Below are 20,021 nucleotides of genomic sequence, written 5' to 3'. Positions count from 1 at the left end.
GCAGGATCATTTCAAAAATCGGACGGAGGTGCATGGACACTGGATTGCCACGTCGCTTCGCTCCTCGCAATGACAAACTCTTCGTCATTGCGAGCGAAGCGTGGCAATCCAGCTCCAGATCAAACCGGGATTACTTGGTCTTGCCGGGATCTTTCACGTCCTTGAGGGTCGCGAATTCCTGGTTGTAGAGCTGGCCACCCACCTTCTCCACTTTGCGGATGTAGATGTTGTGCACCACGTCACGGGTTTGCGCGTCGATGAACATCGGGCCACGGGGGCTTTCAAACACCTGACCCTTCATGGCATTGAGCAAAGCCTCGCCGCCTGCACCCTTGCTGGCCTTGGCCGCTTCGTAGATCACGCGCATGCCGTCATAGCCTCCCACCGCCATGAAGTTGGGGCGCAAGCCGTTGTTGGCTTTTTCAAAGGCAGCGACAAACTTCTTGTTCAAGGGTGAGTTGTGCGAGGCCGAGTAGTGGTGCGAAGTCACCACGCCATTGGCCGCGTCGCCCATGCTGTTCAAGATGTCGTCGTCGGTGATGTCACCGGTGCCGATCAGCTTGATGCCGGCCTTGTCCAGGCCGCGCTCGGAAAACTGCTTCATCAGCGCAGCGCCTGCGCCAGAGGGCACAAACACATAAACAGCGTCGGGTTTCAGGTCACGCACTTTTTGCAAAAACGGTGCAAAGTCAGGATTGCGCATCGGCACACGCAAGGTGTCCAAAACCTGGCCACCGTTGAACAACAAACGGTCTTTGAAGAACTTCTCGGCATCGATGCCCGGACCGTAATCGGCCACCAAGGTCACCACTTTCTTGATGCCGTTGTTGGGTGCCCAGTCGGCAATGGCCACCGCTGCCTGGGGCAGCGTGAAGCTGGTGCGCACAATGAAGGGCGAAGCCTGTGTGATGCTGGAGGTGGCCGCGGCCATCACCACCATCGGTGTTTTGGACTGCGTGGCAATCGGGGCGGTCGCAAAGGCCAAAGGGGTCAAACCAAAGCCCGCGAGCACGCTGACTTTTTCATTGACCACCATCTCTTGCGCCAAGCGCTTGGTCACATCGGCGGCGCTGGTGTCGTCTTTGACGATCAGCTCGACTTTTTTACCGGCCACCATGTCGCCGTTTTGCGCCATGTACAAGCGCGCAGCGGCTTCGATCTGTTTGCCGGTAGAGGCGAACGGACCGGTCATGGGCAAGATCAAACCGATCTTGAATTTGTCCTGCGCCATGGCCGTGGAAGCGGTCAAAGCCAGGGTGGCGCAAGCGATGGTGCTTAAAAATTGACGTTTTTGCATGCTCTGTCTCCTCGTTAAAAATCTGAAATCAGGAAGGTCTGATGAGTTGCACACCGGGCGTGCCCGATGCGGCGGGGTCGCGCAAGGCGACCTGCATGTTTTGCCGCGCAATGCGCGAATGCTCTCGCATGAGAGCCTCGGCGCGGCCGGCTTCGCGCCGCTCGATGGCGTCCAGCACCTGCCGATGCTGGTGCTGCGCCACCACCAAGGTGTCGCGGGCGTGGGCGTCGTTCACGTGCACGCCCACGAAGCCTGATGCCGATGCAAAGGGCAAGCTCGATGCGCGTTCGATCTCGCGAGCCAGCACGGCGCTGTCGGCCATCTCGGACAACTGCTTGTGGAACTGGCCGTTCAAATCCACATAGGCCGAAAAAGTGTTGTCATTGAGGGCTGACGCTTGCAGCACCGCATCGATCTGGTCCAAGCAGGCGCGGGCTTGGCTGATCAAAGCAGCGCGCACACCGCGCTCGGCCGCCAAGCGTGCGGCCAGGCCTTCGAGCGTGCCGCGCAGCTCGATCGCGTCGGCCACTTCGCGCTCGGAGAAAGTGCGCACCGCATAGCCGCCACCGGGCAGGGGCTCGAGCAAACCTTCTTGTTTGAGGTGCATCAGCGCAGCGCGGATGGGTGTGCGCGACATGCCCAGGCGCTCCACCAGCGCCAGCTCGGCAATGCGGGCACCCGAAGGCAATTCGCCCGCCAAGATCCATTCGCGCAGGCGCTGCTGAGCCTTGACGGCTTGCGAGCCGCCCTCTTCGGCCAAGTCAGAATCCACAGTGCGAACGGGTGATGTGCTCATGAACAGGTGTGTTTGGGATCGATGGATTAAACCACCGAGACCATCATGGCTGTATACAGAAAACCCTTGAATCCCTGTTTTTTGCTCAAGATTTCATCAAATCAGACGATTCCTGTATCCAAAGCGACAAGCACAAGCCCCCAGCGACAATCAGCGGACTGGAAGAAAAGAACACGATGGAATTGCAATATCTGGAATTCGACTGCAGCGAAGACACCGAAGGCGTGGTCTGCTGGGACGCCTTGGCCCAGCCCGCCGCCAGCCACACAGCGGCCTTGCTGCGCGAAGTGGCGCAGCTGCTGGCCTGGGCCAGCCGCTTTGGCCCGCAAGGCCCTGGCCCTCTGGACGAAGGAGCGGACTGGGACTTTGATTTGCAAATACAACTGCACCACCCCAACAGCCCGAACAGCACGCCCGCCCAAACCCAGTGGCAAGCGGCACAACAAACGCTCGACATCCGTCCCGCACCTAGCCCAGGCGATCGCGTGGAACTGAGCTTGAGCCTGAGCGGCACACCGGCCTTTGCCCAAGCGCTGCGAGAACACGCGAACGTGCCATGAGCGACACCCTCCACCATGCCAAGCGCCCTGCCCCGGTCAACTTTGCGCAGGCTTTGAAATTCTGGTTCTGGCTAGGCTGCGTCAGCTTTGGCGGCCCAGCTGGCCAGATCGCGCTGATGCATGAAGAGCTGGTGGTACGCCGCCGCTGGATTTCAGAAAAGCGTTACCTGCACGCGCTGCACTACTGCATGCTGCTGCCCGGCCCCGAAGCGCAGCAACTGGCCACCTACACCGGCTGGCTGATGCACGGCACACGCGGCGGCATCGCAGCCGGGGCCCTGTTTGTGCTGCCCAGTCTGGTGCTGTTGATTGGCCTGAGCTGGGCTTACACCGTGTGGGGCCAACACCCCTGGGGCCAAGCGCTGCTGTGGGGCCTCAAGCCCGCCGTGACCGCGCTGGTGCTGCAAGCCGTGCACCGCATGGCCAAGCGCACGCTCAAAGCCCCATGGCTGTGGGCGCTGGCAGCGGCATCGCTGCTGGGCACGCTATGGGGCTTGTCCTTTCCGTGGATCATCTTGGCGGCGGCCTTGTTGGGCTATGGCATGGCTCGCCATCGGCCCGTGGCTGCGGCATCACATGGTGCAGGCAGCACTGCACCCGACGCCCCCGCTTGGCTGGACGACGACACGCCGCAGCCCGCGCACACCCATTACAGCCATGCACGCTTAGTGCGCGCCCTGATGCTGGGCGCAGGGCTGTGGGCGCTGAGCCTGGGCGGCATCGCGCTCTTGCTGGGCACCGCCCACACGCTCACGCAGATGGGCGGCTTTTTCACACAAGCGGCCTTGCTGACCTTTGGTGGTGCGTATGCGGTGCTGCCCTTTGTGACGCAAGCGGCCGTCATGCAATATGGCTGGCTCACGGCCACGCAAATGATGGACGGCCTGGCCTTGGGCGAGACCACACCGGGGCCGCTGATCATTGTGGTGGCTTTTGTGGGCTTCATCGGCGGGCACAGCCAGGCCCTCTTGGGCAACCCTTTGCTGGGCGGCATCGCAGCGGCCTGTGTGGTGACCTGGTTCACCTTCCTGCCCTCATTCGTCTTCATCCTGGCAGGTGGCCCGCTGGTGGAAGCCACGCGCCACATGCCCACCCTGGCTGGGCCCCTGCAAGCCATCACCGCTGCAGTGATCGGCGTGGTGCTGCACCTGGCCGGCGTGTTTGCCTACGCCACCTGGTGGCCGCAAGGCTGGCCGCAAAGCCCCGACTACAGCGCCATGGCGCTCACGGCTTTGGCGGCGTGGCTGCTGATCGGCAAGCAGCGCAGCGTGATGCAGGTGTTGGGGATTTGTGCGGGGGTGGGGTTGGTGATGGGCTGGGGCTTGGCGGCGCTGCATTGATGTGAACCCCAATGGGAATTCACGCGTGCAGAGCGCCAAGCGAAATGGCATGTGCCCTTGGTCAGCGGGAAGGTCTTCCTCTGCATAGATCGCATTGACAGGGCATTCAGGTATGCACTCCGCGCAATCGATGCATTCGTCAGGATCAATGGCCAAAAAATTGGGGCCTTACACAAAGCAACCCACTGGGCAAACATCCACACAGTCGGTGTGTTTGCATTGGATGCAGCTCTCTGTCACAACATGGGTCATGGCCTGTCCGGCACTGCCCTAGATTTGAGCAAGTCGTTCCAAATGAACAGGCACATACTTGTGCCAAGGCGTTCCGGCAAAGGGGTCGCGGTCTGCGGTGTTGGTGAGTTCGTTCACGGACACCCCTCTGCGAGCCAACATGCCATCGGCACCGGGGTAATCCAGGCCGTGTCCATTGGGCATGGAAACATAGCCGCGCTGTAATTCATCGCTCAACTCAATGGGCGCTTTCGCGCTGCCACGCGGCGTTTTGAGTTGGATCCAGTCACCCTCTGCGCATCCCAACATGGCGGCGTCTTCGGGGTGAATGCGCATGACGCTGAAGTCGCCTTTCTTCATCCATTCCGGATTTCGGATGGCTGTTTGGCTTGTCTCCGCCCGGCGTTCACCGGCGCACAAGATGAAGGGGTAGTCTGGTCTGTGGTGTGGCAGTTTGCTGTCAATCGTTGCCAACTCGTCCAGCATCTCCTGGATGTTCAGATTGATTTTGTGGTCGGGTAATTTCACGGCGTCCCAGCTGTCGCTGTATTGGCTCACGCCAAAGATGACGCCCGATGGGCTGTTCAAGATGGCGTCAAACAAGCGATTGCCTGCGATCAAAGGCGGGCCGCCAAATCCAGCCCCCTTGGCAGCGGCTGCTTGTGTGCGGACGTATATCTGGCTGATGCCCCACAGGGTGGCCGCTGGTGCCAAGTTGGCGGGCAGGCTAGGCCCCAAAGTGCGGTACAGCACCACAGGGGCATATCGTGCGACCTTTTTGTCGCGCGTCGATTTCCAAGCAAAGGCCAGGCCAAACGCCGTGCGTCCCAGGCGTGCTGCACCGCGCAAAAAGCTGTAGTTGGTTTCGTCCAACTCGCCCATCGCCTCCAGCAATCGCGCATGGATTTCTGCCTCTGTCAGCGTGCCAGGCTTGGGCGGCAAATGAGGATGGCGCAAATGGAATCCATTGCGTGGAAACTCCAAATTGAAAAACGTCGCCTCGGCCTTTTCAAATTGGCTGCTGGCGGGCAGAACATAGTCGGCTTGCCGCGCGGTTTCTGTCATGGCCACATCGATCACCACGCTGCAATCCAATGCACGCAGTGCTTGGCGCATGCGCTGACTGTCCGCCAATGAGTGCACAGGGTTGGCACTTTCGATGAACATCGCCCGAAAGCGCTTGGGGTGTTCCGTCAAAATTTCGTCTGGAATGACGTTGCACGGAATCAATCCCATGATCACCTTGGAATGGGTGACGGGGCTGTGCGTCCACTTTCGGGGTGCTGCGGACTTGCCCGAGTTCGAATTTTTGGATGCGCTGCGTGTGGAGTTCGAGAGGTTGAGGAGCGGCGCAAACGCGTTGTTGGCCCCCTTCTTCGCATAATTGCCCGTCAGCAGCCAGACCAGGCGATTGAGGTAACTGTTGAGTGTGGAATGCAAACTCATTTGCACACCCAAGTCTTCAATCATGGACACGCTTTGGGCACTGGCAATTCGTCGTGCAGCAGACCGCAGCAACGATTCATCCACGCCGCAAATCTTCGCGTACTCTGCGACGTTGATTTTTCTCATGGCGGCTTCCACTGCTGCATAGCCGGTGGTGTGTTCATCCAGCCAGGCTTTGGCCACCAAATTTTCTTGAACCAGGATGGCCGACAAGGCTGACAGACACCACGCATCTGTTCCGGGCTTGACGGCCAAGTGGAAGTCCGCCATTTTGGCTGTCTCGCTGCGTCTGGGGTCGATCACGATCATGGCGCGGTTCGGATCGTTTTGAATCTCACGCAGAATGACCCGTGTGCGGGCAAAGCCATGCGATTGCCATGGGTTCTTGCCGAGAAACACGGCGACCTCGCAGTGCTCAAAGTCGCCATGCACCGGGGCACCGGCCATCTTGCCTTGCACCCAGCCTTCCCCCGTCTTTTCTTGTGCAAGTGCGTTGGAACGGTACTGAATACCCAGCGCCTTGATGGTGCTGTCGGCATATGTGCCACCCAGATGATTGCCTTGGCTACCGCCACCGTAGTAAAGGATGCTGTCACCGCCATGCTGCTGCTGGATGGCCTTGAACTTCTGGGCAATCTCGCGAATGGCCGTGTCCCAATCGATGTTCTCGTAGGTGCCGTCTGCCTTTCGGCGTTTTGGCGAATCCAGGCGGTCAGCACCGTTTTGGTAGAAGTCCATCCGCTGCGATTTTTCGCAGATGTAGCCTTGAGAGACAGGGTTGTCCTTGTCACCCTTCACCTTGGTGATCCGCCCATTTTCCGTCTTGATTTCCAAGCCGCAGTTGATCGAGCAAATGATGCATGCGGATTTCTTCCAGCCTTCTGTTTCAGCAGTTTCCATGGCGATGTGTTCCTGAATCAATAGCGGTTGATTAATGGAGTAATGACTGTTATCCTAAGTCACGCCATCAAACACTGTCAACTCGGATTTTTAGAAACTTCTTATGCGCTACAACGCTGAATACAAAGAGCAAGCAAGAGAAAAACTGCTCCATGCCAGTGGTCGGCATGCCAAACAGAACGGTTTCAATGCCAGTGGCTTGGCCGATCTGGCCGCTGCAGCGGGCGTGACCACGGGCTCTGTGTACAAGCACTTCAAGGGCAAATCGGATCTGTTCGTCAACATCATCCAAACAGAACTGAAGCGCACCGCAGACATGTATGCCTCAGTCGATTCAAGCGATCCAGTGCAGGTCGCACGAGCCCTCGCGGCTTACCTCAGCTTGGCGCATGTGCGTAACGCAGGTGCAGGTTGTCCTTTACCGTCTTTGACACCAGAGGTTGCCCGCGCAGATGACGAAGTCAAATTGGCTTTTGAACAAGGCGTTCAAGCCATTCACGCCAATGTGACCGCCCTCACAGGGGATGCCCATTCGGCTTGGGCCATCATGGCTCAGAACGTGGGCGCCGTCATGCTTGCGCGCGCCATGCGCAGCGAGCAGATCCAGCGCGAACTGTTGAAGGCGGTGCGACAAGCGGGTGAAAAAATCATGGACCAAGACGCGCCGATGCAGCCAGGCCAGCGGAGTTGAAATGCGCGTATTTGGCATTGCAGGGCATTCCGGTATGGGCAAAACCACCTTGCTGGAACACTTGGTTCCGGAGTTGCAAGCCCGGGGGCTGGTGGTGTCGGTGATCAAGCACAGCCACAAAGATTTGGACATTGACCGGCCAGGCAAAGACTCTTACCGACTGCGTGAAACAGGGTGCCAGGAAGTGCTGCTCATGGGGCGGCACAGATGGGTTTTGATGCACGAACTGAGCGAAGACATTGAACCGCCACTGGCTCAATTACTGGACAAGTTGCAGGCGTGTGATTTGGTGCTGATTGAAGGGTTCAAGCAAGGTGATTTTCCCAAGCTGGAAGTCTGGCGTGCGGCGCTGAACAAGCCGCCACTGTGGCCCACAGTGCCTGGCGTCATCGCCATGGCGAGCGACGACCCGGTAGCGCCATTGGGCGTGCCTGTTTTGGCTTTGTCCGACATGACCAGCATCGCTGATTTCATTGTCGAGCATGCTGCAGCGCCAATTGCAACGCTGAATCATTGATCTGTTTTGAAGATCTGATCAGTGTCAGGTATTGGCCGACCTGATCGCTCACCCCCTTGACTGTCTCTGATCGACCCTAAGCAGCCATTTGTGATTGATCGAAAATCAGTGTTCTTTGCAGTGAGCGTGCAATGAATAACGCGAATGACGTAGCAAACTGAACTGCTTCACGCATCGTTTATTTATGCTGCTCGGAACTTTTCAAAATATTCAAGACCTGGTCACGTAGCCATGTGATGCCCGAATCGCGATTGGCCCGATCACTCCAACATACCAGGGAATGGTAATTCGGGAATTCAAACGGTAGCGGGCGAATACAGAGATCTTCTTTATGCTGCTGCGCGATCCGGTTTCCGATCACAGCAGCATGGTCGCCATGTCTGAGTTGATGAATGATTTGTGAAAAACTGCTGAGTGCCATCTGTGCAAATCTTTGGCGTCCCGTTTTCGCCAAGGTTTGATCGATCAGATCGTCAAAGCTGGATATGCCGTACCCCAGAAAAACTTGAGGAATCTCACAAAAGGAGTCCAGGGTCAGAGGGTTTCCTGCACTTGGATGATCATGGCGTACGACATGGACATAGTGGTCCTTGTACAAGACTTCGTACTCCAGCTCTTCTGGCAATTGCAAGCGCGCTACAACAGCTAAATCAAGGTCTCCATTTGCCAGTCGCTGCTGCAAAGGCCAAGTCCCTGGGGGTTCCCAGACCAAGCGAACACGTGAACCTGATGCCAACAGCTTCTTCCCTAGCGAGGCAAGTACGTTGCCGCTGGCAAAGTCTGACCCTGTGATCCGAAAGACTCGATTGGATGCTTGTGGGTCAAAGGTGCGTTCCTTGTCAAGCAGAGCCGCGATGTCGGCAAGTACTTGTTCAACTTGGCCCGCTAGTGCAAGTGCGCGGGCAGTCGGCTCCACGCCATGTCCTGTTCGCTTGAACAAGGGATCATCAAATGTGTCTCTGAGCTTTTGCAGTGATGCACTGACTGCGGATTGACTTAGAAAAAGTCGCGCAGCGGCACGCGAGACACTGCGCTCCCGCATCAGCTCTTCAAATGTGCGCAGCATGGGAATGTCCAAGCCGCGAATATCACTTCGGTTCATATCACTTATCGAAACTTTGACAAACAGTGGGGGGCATGTTTGATGAATACTTGAAATAAATCAACAACCTCGGAGACAAACACATGAACATGCTACGCCGAACTGTACTGACTTATCTGCCTGCACTCGGAGTTTCTGCCGCAGCCTGGGCGCAATCCGGGCCTCAATTTCCCAGTCGGCCAATACGCATCGTGCCATTTGGCACAGGCGGCGGACCTATCGACACATTGGCCAGAGCCTATGGTGAGAAACTTTCTCAAAGATGGGGGCAGCCCATTGTGGTCGATGCCAAGCCTGGTGCCAGCGGGATCATCGCAGCTGATTTTGTCGCCAAATCAGCCGCCGATGGCTACACCCTCATGATGACGATGCCGCTGACTCATGTGAACAATGCGATCTTGATGAAGCTGCCTTATGACCCGGTCAAGGACTTCACACCACTGACCATGTTGGCCACTGGCGGCCCGATGCTGATTGCCAGAGCAGACGCGCCGTTCAATGATGTGCGTGAATTTGTGGCCTACGCACGAAAGCAAAACAAGCCCCTGAGTTACGGGACTTGGGGCAATGGCTCGGCTGCCCATCTCTTTGGCGAATTACTCAAAAGGCAGTCGGGTGCAGATCTGATGCATGTGGCTTACAAGTCGGAAGCCGCGGCACACATGGATTTGTTCGGGCAATTGCTCGACTTTGCCTGGGCCAACCCTTCCACTGCCCGCACCCATGTTCAAGCAGGCAAGATGAAAGTACTTGCCGTCGCCGGTAGCCGCCGTGTATCGGTCATGCCGCAAGTATCGACTTTCTCTGAGCAGGGATTCCAGGGTTTTGACGTTGACAGCTGGATTGGCATCTATGCACCAGCACGCCTACCCGCAGATGTGCAAAACACACTGGTGTCTGCGCTGCGTGACACCACGAATCAACCTGACATCCAGGCCCGACTGACCGCATTCGGGTTTGAGCCGTTGGCAAACACCCCGGCGCAGTTCAGTGAAGTGCTCAAGGCCGCTGGTGTGACCCCACCATGAATGCGAAAGACAAGAGCATGAGTACAGTTACACCTAAAGTGATTCCCATCATTGACCAAGGCACAGCTTACGGACGGCCTGCCCCGACTTATTTCAAAGAACTGGCAGAGGTTGGACCAGGTACTCCTATGGGCGAGTTGCTCAGGCGTTACTGGCACCCCATCGGAATGGCTTCAGACGCAACGGACAAGCCCCGAAAGGTTCGGGTTCTCGGTGAAGACCTGATTCTTTTTCGCGACAAGAGTGGCCGCACCGGACTGGTCTACCCACATTGCGCGCACAGAGGCACTTCGCTGTATTACGGCAAGGTCGATGAGCAAGGCATTCGGTGTTGTTATCACGGCTGGCACTTCGATGTACAGGGCAATTGTTTGAACCAGCCCTGTGAGCCCAACGGCGGTCGCGCACGTGAGGCCAAGCGGCAACCCTGGTATCCCGTTCAAGAACAATACGGATTGATTTGGGCGTACATGGGGCCGCCCGAGCGTAAGCCGGTGTTGCCGCGTTACGAATGCCTTGAGAACTTGGATGAAGGTGAATTCCTCGAAGCCGACGACAGCAGCATCGGTGGCGGTGGCCCTCAGATCATTCCTTGCAACTGGCTACAGCATTACGAAAATTTGGTGGACCCGTTCCACGTCGTGATTCTGCATTCTGGCTTTAGCGGTACTCAATTCGTGCCCGAAATGGCCGTGATGCCCGATGTTCATTGGGAAACCACAGAACTCGGGGTGCGGACAATTTCCCTGCGGACCTTGCCTGATGGCAAAACACTTCGCCGAATTTCAGAGGCTGGACTGCCTACGCTTCGAGTCATCCCAAGCCCGCGATTGGGGCGCCATGGAGCAGGTGGGCGTGTTGAATCGTTGGGCTGGGTCTTGCCAATTGATGATCACAATTTCCGCATTTATGTGGTGGGCCGCGTGCGCGAGGTCGGAGAACTTAGCCGGATGAGAACTCGGATGAACGGAAAACTTTGGGAAGAAATGACCGAAGAGGAACACCAGCTGTATCCGAATGACATCGAAGCCATGGTCAGCCAAGGCGTGATTGCCAAACATTCTGAAGAACACCTAGCCACCAGCGATCGAGGCATTGTCATGTTGAGGCGATTGTTGCGGCAGCAACTCGACGCAGTCGCTCAAGGACAAAATCCTGCTGGTGTGAGCTTTGATGCCGATGCTTCGCCTGTTTATTTTTCGGCGGGCAACTACATCGAGTCTTGAAACCTGTGAGTCAGGTCATCGTATATCGCAAGAAAATTACAAGGAATTGATCTGTGTCCGAAAGCCAGAATTTGCCCCAAGACGGAGTCTTCGAGATACATCTTGCCAAGCGTCAACTCACACTGAAAGTGCACCCTGAACAGAGCATTCTCAACGTATTGCAAGAGGCTGGAGTAGAAATACCTTATTCATGCAGCGAAGGTGTTTGTGGCACTTGCTTGACCAAGGTTGTCGAAGGGTCACCAGACCACTGGGACATGTACCTTACGCCAGAAGAACAGGCAAGGGGGAACTGCATGATGGTCTGCATTTCTCGAAGCAATTCAGCCCGGTTGGTGCTGGACCTGTGAAGATTATTGATGGCTCGAATTTGATTGCGAAGAACAGCCATCTTCAAGACAATCCACCTTGCTGGATGGCTCCAAGTTAAACGTCCGCTTCTGGCCGGCTGCAGACCGCCAACATGACTCACTAGCTGACCGCTATCGCTGCTAAGCAGCCTGAGAACACCAAGCGAACAACAAACCAGCACCCCTCACTCCACCGTGATCTTCTCGTCCTTCACGATCTTCGCCATGACCGGGATCTCGGCCTTAAGCCAGTTGCCAAATTCTGCCGGGCTCATGGCCGAGGGCTCTGCGCCCAGCGTGTTCAGGCGCTCGCGCACATCGGGCAGAGCCGCGATGCGCTGCACTTCGGCGTGCAGTTTGTCGATGACGGCTTTGGGTGTGCCCGCAGGCGCCAACAGGCCTTGAAAACTCCCCGTCAAAAAGCCGGGCAGGCTTTCGGCCACGGTGGGGGTGTCGGGCAGTTGTGCATTGCGCTTGGCACTCGATATGGCGATCAGTTTGATCTTGCTTGCCTTCACATGCGGATAGGTGGCCACCATGCCGTTGAACATGACATCCACCTCGCCGCCGATCAAATCGGTGATGGCTTGTGCACCGCCTTTGTAGGGCACATAACCCCACTCGATGCCGTTGCGCTGTGCATAGGTCACGCCCGCCAGATGCGAGGCGCTGCCCATGCCTGCGGCCACGGCGTAGTTGAGTTTGCCTTTTTGCGCCTTGGCATAAGCCACCAGCTCGCCCGGGGTGTTGGCAGGCACCTTGGTGCTCACGGCCAGCAGGTGCGGCGAATACGCCACCATGGCCACCGGCGCAAAATCTTTTTCAACCGAAAAAGGCAGCTTGAACAAAGCCGGGCTGATGACCAGATTGCCTACGTCCATCAGCACCAGGGTGTAACCGTCCGCTGCCGACTTGGCCACCGCGTCGGCCCCCAGGTTGCCGCTCGAACCTGGCTTGTTCTCGACCACCACGGGCTGGCCCCAGCTTTCGGTCATCTTCTGGCCCAGCATGCGGGCCAGCACATCCGAGGTGCCCCCCGCCGGGAACGGCACCACGATTTTGATGGGCTTGGCGGGGTAGGCGGTTTGGGCAGAAACAGGCAGGACTGTCAGTGCCAAGATGCCCATCAACATCGAAGTGAATTTGCGTTTTTGCATGGTGTTGTCTCTGCGTCTAAAGTTTCACGATAGCAGGACTGCATCAGCAAGGCCGTCCTGCTCGGGACAAGAGCCACGCAGGGGCATCTTGCAAAGCCACGGGACGCAAAAAACGCTCCATGGCCGCGTCCCCCACCGAGGTGGTCATGGGCTGAGTCGAAGATGGCCATGGGCCGCCGTGTTGCTGGGCTGCCGTGACGGCCACGCCCGTGGGTACACCCGCAAACAGCACACGCCCGGCAATCGCCATCGCAGCGCGCACCAGGGCCTGGTTGTCAGGCGTGTCTTGCTCTGCGCCCCACAAGGTCACCGTCAAGCTGCCACCCACCGCCTGCAAGACTTCTGTGACCTGCGACAGGTTGTCTGCCCACACGACCAAACTGGCGGGCCCAAAAACTTCTTCACGCAACTCGGCCTTGGCAATGAAATGCACCGCATCGATCTCGGCCAGGAATGGCCGTGGGGCTTCGGCATGGCCTGCCTCATGCAACAAGGGTTTGACATCCGAGACGACCAAGTGATCAACGCCAGCGTCAAACGCCTGGCGCATACCGGGTGTGAGCATGGCGTGCGGATTTTGTGCGGCCAAAGCTTGCGTCAGTTGCGACACGAATGACTGGCCTTCTGCCCCTTTGAGCAAAATCACCACGCCCGGGCTGGTGCAAAACTGCCCGCAGCCCAAGGTGATGGACCCGGCCAACAAAGTGGCCAACTCGGCACCCTTGGCCGCCAAAATCTCTGGCGTGGCAAACAGCGGGTTGATGGAGCCCAATTCACCATAAAAAGGGATGGGGCGGGGTCGCGCATTGGCCTCGGCCTGCAGGGCTGCGCCGCCGGATGTTGAACCCGTGAAAGCGCCTGCCGCAATGGCAGGGTGGCGAATCAGGCTCACCCCCACATCACGCCCACCGCCTTGCACCATGCCGATCAGGCCTGTGGGCAAACCCAATGTCTTCAACACGCTCTGGGCCAAGCCATGCACACGGTTGGACAGGAGCAAATGACCCGAATGCGCCTTGACCACTACCGGGCAGCCTGCGGCCAAAGCCGATGCGGTGTCGCCCCCCAACACGGAAAACGCAAACGGGAAATTGCTGGCCGAGAACATGGCCACTGGCCCCAAGGGCACGCGCTGGCGCACCATGGCGGGATGCCCCACCGGAGGCGCACCGGCCACCGCAGGGTCGTCCAGCACATCAAATGCCACGCCTCGCGCAGCCATGGCTGCAAAGCGGCGCAACTGGAATGCGGTGCGGTCCAACTCGCCATTTAAGCGCCCAGGGCCCAAGCCGGTTTCTTCATCGGCCAGTTGCACCAAGGCCTCGCGGTCGGCTTCCAATGCAGCGGCCAGACCATCGAGCAAAGCGGCGCGCTCTGCGCCTGTGCTGGCGGCCCATGAGGCGAAGGCTTGATGGGCTGCTTGCGCTGCGGCATCCACCTGTTCAGCGGTGTGCGCGAGCAAAGGCGCGCCAAAGGCTTCGCCCGTGCGGGCTTTGAAAGATTGAAGGAGTTTCATGGTCTGGCAGTTCAAGGGAATTGGGAATCTCAAATTGAATGCTGGAGATGGCGCTATTCGCGCCATCTCCAGCATCGCGTGCGCCTTGCTGAGGCCGGTCTTGCGGCCCCACAAGCGCACAAGCAGGCATTAAGCAAGCCCGCGGCGCAGGCCGTCAGACCGCGCCATGGCTTTCCACATACAGGGCATAAACCGAATGGCAGCTGGTCATGTACAAGCGGTTGTTTTTGGGGCCGCCAAAGGTCAGGTTGGCGCAACGCTCGGGCAGTTTGATGAACCCAATGGCCTTGCCCTCGGGGTTGAAAATCATGACGCCGTCGAGGTCTTCCGATTTGCCCTTGAGCTGGAAGACCTTGCGTCCGCCCACCTCAGTGGCTTCGGCCTGCAAGGCACCGTTGCTGCCCCAGCCACACCACAGATTGCCGTCACGGTCCACTTTGAAGCCGTCGAGCGCCCCTTGGTCGGCCGCATCGATCAGCTTGGTTTTGTTGGACACCGAGCCATCGGCGTTGACGTCGTAACGCCAGATGCTGCGGTTGGGCGTGCCCTTCCACTCGACCACATAGAGTTTCTTTTCGTCCGGCGAGAAGGCCAGGCCATTCGGATTGACCAGATCGGTGATGACGGCAGTCAACTGACCGTCAGTGCCAATGCGAAACACATTGGTATTGGCCTGCTCGCGTGTGGCACGGGCACCTTCCCATTCGCCATTGATGCCGAAGACAGGATCGGTGAACCAGATGGTGTCGTCGGATTTCACGACGATGTCGTTGGGCGCATTCAGGCGCTTGCCTTCAAAGCGGTCGGCCAGCACGGTAATCTTGCCGTCGACTTCGGTGCGGGTCACACGGCGGGTCACGGAATGCTCGCAAGTGATCAATCGTCCTTGACGGTCTCGCGTGTTGCCGTTGGCGTAGTTGGCTTTCTCGCGGAACACCGATGTTTTGCCTGTGGCTTCGTCAAACTTCATGATCCGGTTGTTCGGAATGTCGCTGAACAAGAGGTAACCGCCCTTGGGGAAATAGGTGGGACCTTCTGTCCAGCGAAAACCTGTGGCCACCTGCTCCACCGTGCTGCTGTAGATGCGGTACTTGGCAAAGCTGGGGTCCAGGATCAGCACCGCCGGATCAGGGTAGCGCTGGTTCATGCTGAAGGGGAAAGACTGCGCCGTGGCGGCAGCCCCCGCAGCAGTCAAGCCTGCGCCAGCGGCCACTTTCAGAAAATCGCGACGGGGGTTCAGTTTTTTGGGGTGCATGGTTTGTCTCCTAAGGGTTTGTGAATCGACGGCAACCGGCCGCTCGGAGCCCACTGCCTTGGGCCAACAGGTCGGGTGGTCGGTGCTCAGCGCACCATGCATGGACGTTTGTGGTCAAACTTCCAGCCAGGAATGAGGTACTGCATGGCGACTGCATCATCGCGTGCGCCCAGGCCGTGCTCCAAATACAGCTGGTGTGCGGCCTGCACCTTGCCCATGTCCAACTCAATGCCCAAGCCGGGCTTTTGCGGCACTTGCACATGGCCCTGAATGATCTTCAAGGGCTCTTGGGTCAAGCCTTGACCGTCTTGCCAGATCCAGTGGGTGTCGATGGCCGTGACCTTGCCAGGTGCGGCAGCGGCCACCTGGGTGAACATGGCCAGGGAGATGTCGAAGTGGTTGTTGGAGTGAGAGCCCCAGGTCAGCCCCCAGTCACGGCAGGTTTGTGCCACACGCACCGATCCGGCCATGGTCCAGAAGTGCGGGTCGGCCAAGGGGATGTCCACACTTTGCAGGGACAGCGAATGTGCCATCTGCCGCCAGTCGGTCGCGACCATGTTGGTGGCCGTGGGCAAACCGGTGGCCCGGCGGAACTCGGCCATCACCTCACGGCCGCTGAAGCCCTCTTCCGCGCCGCAAGGGTCTTCGGCATAAGCCACCACGCCGCGCATGTCGCGCATCAGGCGCACGGCGTCCTTGAGCAGCCAGCCCCCATTGGGGTCCAGCGTGACGCGAGCCTCAGGAAAACGCTGGTGCAAGGCCGTGACCGCTTCGATCTCGGCTTCGCCCGCCAACACGCCGCCCTTGAGCTTGAAGTCGTTGAAGCCGTATTTTTCATGCGCGGCCTCGGCCAGACGAACAATGGCCTGTGGCGTCATGGCCACTTCGTTGCGCAAGCGGAACCAGGCGTCGTCTGCACCGAGCTCGGTGCGGTAAGGCAAGTCGGTCTGGCTGCGGTCGCCCACAAAGAACAGATAGCCCAGCATCTCCACCGAGCTGCGCTGCTGACCTTCGCCCAGCAAGGCGGCCACAGGCACTTGCAGATGTTGGCCCAGCAGGTCAAGCAAGGCGCATTCGACTGCGGTCACTGCATGGATGGTGGTGCGCAGGTCAAAGGTCTGCAAACCCCGACCACCCACATCCCGATCAGCAAAGCGCTGTTGCATGGCGTTGAGCACCGCCTGCACGTTGCCAACGGACTGGCCCACCACCATGTCGGTGGCTTCTTGCAGCGTGGCACGGATTTTTTCGCCCCCCGGCACCTCACCAATGCCGGTGCGCCCTGCACTGTCGGTCAGGATCAAAATATTGCGCGTGAAAAACGGGCCATGCGCGCCCGACAGATTCATCAGCATGCTGTCATGGCCAGCCACGGGAATGACTTGCAGCTGCGTGATCTTGGGCGTGGTGGATAAGGTCATTGGTGTATTCCGATGTGAAAGTGATTCAGGCGGCCTCAAGGCCCCCTGAAATCGAGGGATATCTGATCAATCTGCCTTGATGTTGCGCGTCTGGATCACCCGCTTCCAGCGTGCATATTCGGCGGCCTGGAAGGCTGTGAACTGCTCGGGCGTGTTGCCCACGATTTCAAAGCCCAAATCCAGCAGCTTGGTTTTGAGCTGTGGCTCGTTCAAGCCCGCCACGATGGCGGCATGGATCTTGGATTTCAAATCGGCGGGCAAACCTTTGGGTGCAGCAACCGCTTGCCATGAATACACGTTGGCATCCTTGACACCCGACTCTTCCAGCGTGGGCACAGTGGGCAAAAGCGGCGAACGTTTGGCACTGCTGATGGCCAGTGCGCGCAACTTGCCCGCGCTGATGTGCTGCATGACCACGTTGATGTTCTGAAAAGATGCATCCACTTGGCCACCCAGCAAGTCCGTGATGGCTGGGCTGCCGCCCTTATAGGGCACATGCAAGCCACTGGTGCCGGTTTGCAACCAGAACAACTCGGCGGTGAGGTGATCGCTGCTGCCATTGCCCGACGACGCAAACGTCACCTTGTCCTGATTGGCTTTCAAATAGGCAATCAGTTCCGCCAAAGTTTTGAAGCGTGAGTTGGCAGGCACCACCAGCACATTGGGGGCCTGAACCGCCACCGTGATGTAGTCAAAGTCCTTGAGTGCGTCATAAGGCACTTTGGCCAGCAAGTGGGGGGCAACCACGTAAGGCCCCAAAGAAGCCACCAGCAAGGTGTGGCCATCGGGGGCAGCCTTGGCCACCATGCCCGCACCAATGGTGCCAGTGGCCCCGGCCTTGTTGTCCACAATGAACACACCACCAAATTTGTCCTGCAGTTTGGACGCTATGGCGCGGCCGATCATGTCGGTCGAGCCCCCCGCGGGGAAGGGCACGACCACGCTCACGTTTTTGTCAGGCCACGCAAATGCGGCTCCCACCGACAAGGCGGCCAAGAGGGTCATCAAGATTTTTTTCATGTTTGTCTCCTTGTGTGTGTGTTTGAAAGGCGGCTTATTGCGGGCCCAGCTTCTGAATCAAAGCGGCCAGCTCTTGCATCTCTTCGGGTTTGAGGTCGGTCAGCGGTGCGCGAACGGGGCCTGCGTCATGGCCCACGATCTTGGCCCCCGCTTTGACAATGCTCACGGCATAGCCTTGTGTCTTGTTGCGGATGGCCAGATACGGCATGAAGAAATCACGCAACAAACGGTGTTGTGTGGCCATGTCATCGTTGGCCACCGCATGGTAGAAATCCATCGCGGTTTTGGGGATGAAATTGAAGACCGCCGAGGAGTAAACAGGCGTGCCCAAGGCCTTGTAGGCTGCGGCGTAAACCTCTGCGGTCGGCAGACCACCGAGGTAAGCGAAACGGTCACCCATCTTCATGTAGATGGAGGACATCAACTCGATGTCGCCCACACCGTCCTTGAAGCCAATCAGGTTGGGGCAGCGGTCGGCCAGGATGGCCAAAGATTGGGGCGTGAGCTTGCACACATTGCGGTTGTAGACGATCACACCGAACTTCACGCTTTTGCAAACGGCTTCGACGTGAGCGATCAGGCCCTCTTGACCTGCTTCGGTCAGGTAATGCGGCAACAACAAAATCCCGTGTGCGCCTTGGCGTTCGGCTTCTTGGGCGCACTGGATGGCAAAGCGGGTCGAGCCGCCAGCGCCCGCGATGATCGGCACCTTGCCTTTGCAAGTTTGAACGGCTGTTTGGATGATTTCCGGGTATTCCTCGCCGGTGAGCGAAAAGAATTCACCCGTACCGCCTGCCGCAAACAAGGCCGATGCCCCGTAGGGCGCCAACCACTCCAGGCGCTCGATGTAGCCTTTTTTATGGAAGTCGCCGTTGGCATCGAAATCGGTCAACGGAAATGACAGCAGTCCACTGGACATGATGGTTTTGAGTTCTTGCGGGTTCATGGTCGTCCTTGTTGAATGGGGGTTGAGTTTCAAATGGTAGCGCTGTCATTTCGACACGGACTGAATGGTAGCGGTACCATTTGGTGCCGTCAATGCATCCAGGTAAGAGTTTTCTAAGGGTTTTTACCGATCAAGCGGTTTCGCGCTCAATGACGGAGAAACCAACGTCCACCACCGCCTGATCGACCGCTCTGCCTTGTGCGCGGTCAATCAGGAACTGCGCCGCCATTTGCCCGATCTGGCCCGCATTGATGCGAACGGTCGTCAACGCCGGCAGCATGTCAGAGACAAAGGGCGCATCGCCGAAGCCGACCACCGCCAATTGTTGGGGAATGCTGATCTGGCGAGCCCTGGCCTCGGTGATGACCCCCAGCGCCAGCAAGTCCGAGCTGCAAAAAACCGCATCGGTCGCCGGTGCATCCTGCAGGATTTGACTCAGGGCCACCCTGCCCTGCTTAAGGGTTCGGGACGATCCGACTTTCACCAGATGCACATCCGCCAAACCTTGCGCAGACACTGCCGCACAAAACGCTTTCAGTCGGCGGTCGGCCCGTTCATCGCTGCCGCTGACGATCGCAAAGCGTTTGTAGCCTTTGGCCATGAGGTAGCTGGCCACAGAGTGGCCGATGTCGCTGTGCGAGAAACCAATCAGCATGTCCACAGGTGTGGGCGTGAGATCCCAGGTCTCCACCACCGGAATGCCCGAAGCCACCAGACGCGTGCGCCCTTTGCCCGGTTTGGTGATGCCGGTCAGAAAAATGCCATCTGGCCGACGCCCAATGATGGCTTCCAGCAACTGCTCTTCCCTCGCGTCCGAGTAACCTGTTTGACCCAGCATCAACTGGTAACCGGCATCAAACAAGGCATCGTTCAAACTCTCGATGGTTTCCATGAACACCGAACTGACGGTGCTGGGCACCACCGCGGCAATGAGTTTGCTTTTGGAGGACGCCAGGCCACCGGCCATGCGATTGGGCACATAGCCAGTTTTGCTCACCGCGTCTTGCACACGCTGGCGCACCTCGGGTGACACCACATCGGGAGTGTTCAGCGCACGCGAGGCCGTGATGGGGGCCACACCGGCCAGCTTGGCCACATCACTCAATGTGACCGCGCCAGTGCCTCGGCGTGTTTTTTTGCTGATCTCTTTGTCCGACATGTTGGGCTTGCAAGAATGGTAACGCTGTCATTTATAACTGATCTCACACAGTGTGGAGATCCG

General features: G+C 58.2%; 18 protein-coding genes and 1 pseudogene. 7 read left to right on the top strand and 12 right to left on the bottom strand.

The features are described from left to right. Positions 1 to 130: 130 nt before the first annotated feature. Together Q1W40_RS00200 and Q1W40_RS00195 are read right to left on the bottom strand one after the other, a co-directional pair. The gene (locus Q1W40_RS00200; protein WP_300707636.1) at positions 131 to 1,297 is read right to left on the bottom strand and encodes an ABC transporter substrate-binding protein; all 1,167 of its coding nucleotides are present in this window, start codon (positions 1,295 to 1,297) and stop codon (positions 131 to 133) included. 28 nt (positions 1,298 to 1,325) lie between these two features. Next, complete coding sequence (locus Q1W40_RS00195; protein ID WP_300707634.1) at positions 1,326 to 2,093, bottom strand: GntR family transcriptional regulator; 768 nt, start codon at positions 2,091 to 2,093, stop codon at positions 1,326 to 1,328. 176 nt (positions 2,094 to 2,269) lie between these two features. Between Q1W40_RS00195 and Q1W40_RS00190 the strand changes: the two genes are divergently transcribed. Together Q1W40_RS00190 and chrA are read left to right on the top strand one after the other, a co-directional pair. Continuing rightward, on the top strand, positions 2,270 to 2,653 hold the full coding sequence (locus tag Q1W40_RS00190; RefSeq protein WP_300707632.1) for a hypothetical protein: 384 nt from the start codon (positions 2,270 to 2,272) through the stop codon (positions 2,651 to 2,653). Beyond that, a complete protein-coding gene (chrA, locus tag Q1W40_RS00185; protein ID WP_300707630.1) occupies positions 2,650 to 3,993 on the top strand; it encodes a chromate efflux transporter in 1,344 nt (447 codons plus the stop codon). The genes Q1W40_RS00190 and chrA overlap by 4 nt, the downstream gene beginning before the upstream one ends. Positions 3,994 to 4,050: 57 nt before the next feature. Here chrA and Q1W40_RS00180 read toward each other — a convergent pair. Both Q1W40_RS00180 and Q1W40_RS00175 read right to left on the bottom strand, forming a co-directional pair. After that, positions 4,051 to 4,245: pseudogene (locus tag Q1W40_RS00180) on the bottom strand (ferredoxin family protein); the annotation flags it as partial. Positions 4,246 to 4,263: 18 nt separating this feature from the next. After that, entirely contained in the window at positions 4,264 to 6,570 is a 2,307-nt protein-coding gene (locus Q1W40_RS00175) for a molybdopterin-dependent oxidoreductase (protein WP_300707628.1), read from the bottom strand. A gap of 103 nt (positions 6,571 to 6,673) precedes the next feature. On the opposite strand from Q1W40_RS00175, the gene Q1W40_RS00170 reads away from it, so the two are divergent. Beyond that, positions 6,674 to 7,261, top strand: a complete 588-nt coding sequence (locus Q1W40_RS00170; RefSeq protein ID WP_300707626.1) for a TetR/AcrR family transcriptional regulator — start codon at positions 6,674 to 6,676, stop codon at positions 7,259 to 7,261. 1 nt (position 7,262) lies between these two features. Beyond that, complete coding sequence (mobB, locus tag Q1W40_RS00165; protein WP_300707623.1) at positions 7,263 to 7,778, top strand: molybdopterin-guanine dinucleotide biosynthesis protein B; 516 nt, start codon at positions 7,263 to 7,265, stop codon at positions 7,776 to 7,778. 178 nt (positions 7,779 to 7,956) lie between these two features. Here the strand turns inward: mobB and Q1W40_RS00160 are convergent, their stop codons facing one another. Next, a complete protein-coding gene (locus Q1W40_RS00160) occupies positions 7,957 to 8,844 on the bottom strand; it encodes a LysR family transcriptional regulator (RefSeq protein WP_300707620.1) in 888 nt (295 codons plus the stop codon). A 119-nt stretch (positions 8,845 to 8,963) separates the two neighbouring features. Between Q1W40_RS00160 and Q1W40_RS00155 the strand changes: the two genes are divergently transcribed. From Q1W40_RS00155 to Q1W40_RS00145, 3 genes are read left to right on the top strand one after another with little or no spacing between them, the layout of a single operon-like run. Further along, entirely contained in the window at positions 8,964 to 9,908 is a 945-nt protein-coding gene (locus Q1W40_RS00155; protein WP_300707618.1) for a tripartite tricarboxylate transporter substrate binding protein, read from the top strand. Further along, positions 9,905 to 11,134 carry an aromatic ring-hydroxylating dioxygenase subunit alpha gene (locus Q1W40_RS00150; protein ID WP_300707616.1) on the top strand — a complete coding sequence of 410 codons (1,230 nt, stop codon included), beginning with the start codon at positions 9,905 to 9,907 and terminating at the stop codon, positions 11,132 to 11,134. Before Q1W40_RS00155 ends, Q1W40_RS00150 begins: the two co-directional genes overlap by 4 nt. A 53-nt stretch (positions 11,135 to 11,187) precedes the next feature. Beyond that, entirely contained in the window at positions 11,188 to 11,484 is a 297-nt protein-coding gene (locus Q1W40_RS00145; protein ID WP_300707614.1) for a 2Fe-2S iron-sulfur cluster binding domain-containing protein, read from the top strand. 185 nt (positions 11,485 to 11,669) lie between these two features. On the opposite strand, the gene Q1W40_RS00140 is transcribed toward Q1W40_RS00145, so the two are convergent. From Q1W40_RS00140 to Q1W40_RS00110, 7 genes are all read right to left on the bottom strand, one after another. Continuing rightward, on the bottom strand, positions 11,670 to 12,641 hold the full coding sequence (locus Q1W40_RS00140; RefSeq protein ID WP_300707612.1) for a tripartite tricarboxylate transporter substrate binding protein: 972 nt from the start codon (positions 12,639 to 12,641) through the stop codon (positions 11,670 to 11,672). Between the two features lie 43 nt (positions 12,642 to 12,684). After that, positions 12,685 to 14,157, bottom strand: a complete 1,473-nt coding sequence (locus Q1W40_RS00135) for an aldehyde dehydrogenase (NADP(+)) (protein WP_300707610.1) — start codon at positions 14,155 to 14,157, stop codon at positions 12,685 to 12,687. Positions 14,158 to 14,311: 154 nt separating this feature from the next. Then, positions 14,312 to 15,412, bottom strand: a complete 1,101-nt coding sequence (locus Q1W40_RS00130) for an SMP-30/gluconolactonase/LRE family protein (protein ID WP_300707608.1) — start codon at positions 15,410 to 15,412, stop codon at positions 14,312 to 14,314. A gap of 86 nt (positions 15,413 to 15,498) precedes the next feature. Further along, positions 15,499 to 16,833 carry a glucarate dehydratase gene (gene gudD, locus Q1W40_RS00125; RefSeq protein ID WP_300707606.1) on the bottom strand — a complete coding sequence of 445 codons (1,335 nt, stop codon included), beginning with the start codon at positions 16,831 to 16,833 and terminating at the stop codon, positions 15,499 to 15,501. 66 nt (positions 16,834 to 16,899) lie between these two features. Further along, complete coding sequence (locus tag Q1W40_RS00120) at positions 16,900 to 17,853, bottom strand: tripartite tricarboxylate transporter substrate binding protein (protein WP_300707604.1); 954 nt, start codon at positions 17,851 to 17,853, stop codon at positions 16,900 to 16,902. Positions 17,854 to 17,887: 34 nt separating this feature from the next. Further along, positions 17,888 to 18,799, bottom strand: coding sequence for a 5-dehydro-4-deoxyglucarate dehydratase (kdgD, locus tag Q1W40_RS00115; protein ID WP_300707602.1), 912 nt, complete (start codon positions 18,797 to 18,799; stop codon positions 17,888 to 17,890). A 130-nt stretch (positions 18,800 to 18,929) separates the two neighbouring features. Beyond that, a complete protein-coding gene (locus Q1W40_RS00110) occupies positions 18,930 to 19,958 on the bottom strand; it encodes a LacI family DNA-binding transcriptional regulator (RefSeq protein WP_300707600.1) in 1,029 nt (342 codons plus the stop codon). Between the last annotated feature and the right edge of the window lie 63 nt (positions 19,959 to 20,021).

This window comes from Limnohabitans sp. (assembly GCF_030158565.1).
GTDB lineage: Bacteria > Pseudomonadota > Gammaproteobacteria > Burkholderiales > Burkholderiaceae_C > Limnohabitans_A.
Note: the sequence above shows the minus strand (reverse complement) of the source record. Positions and strands in the feature narration are given on the sequence as shown.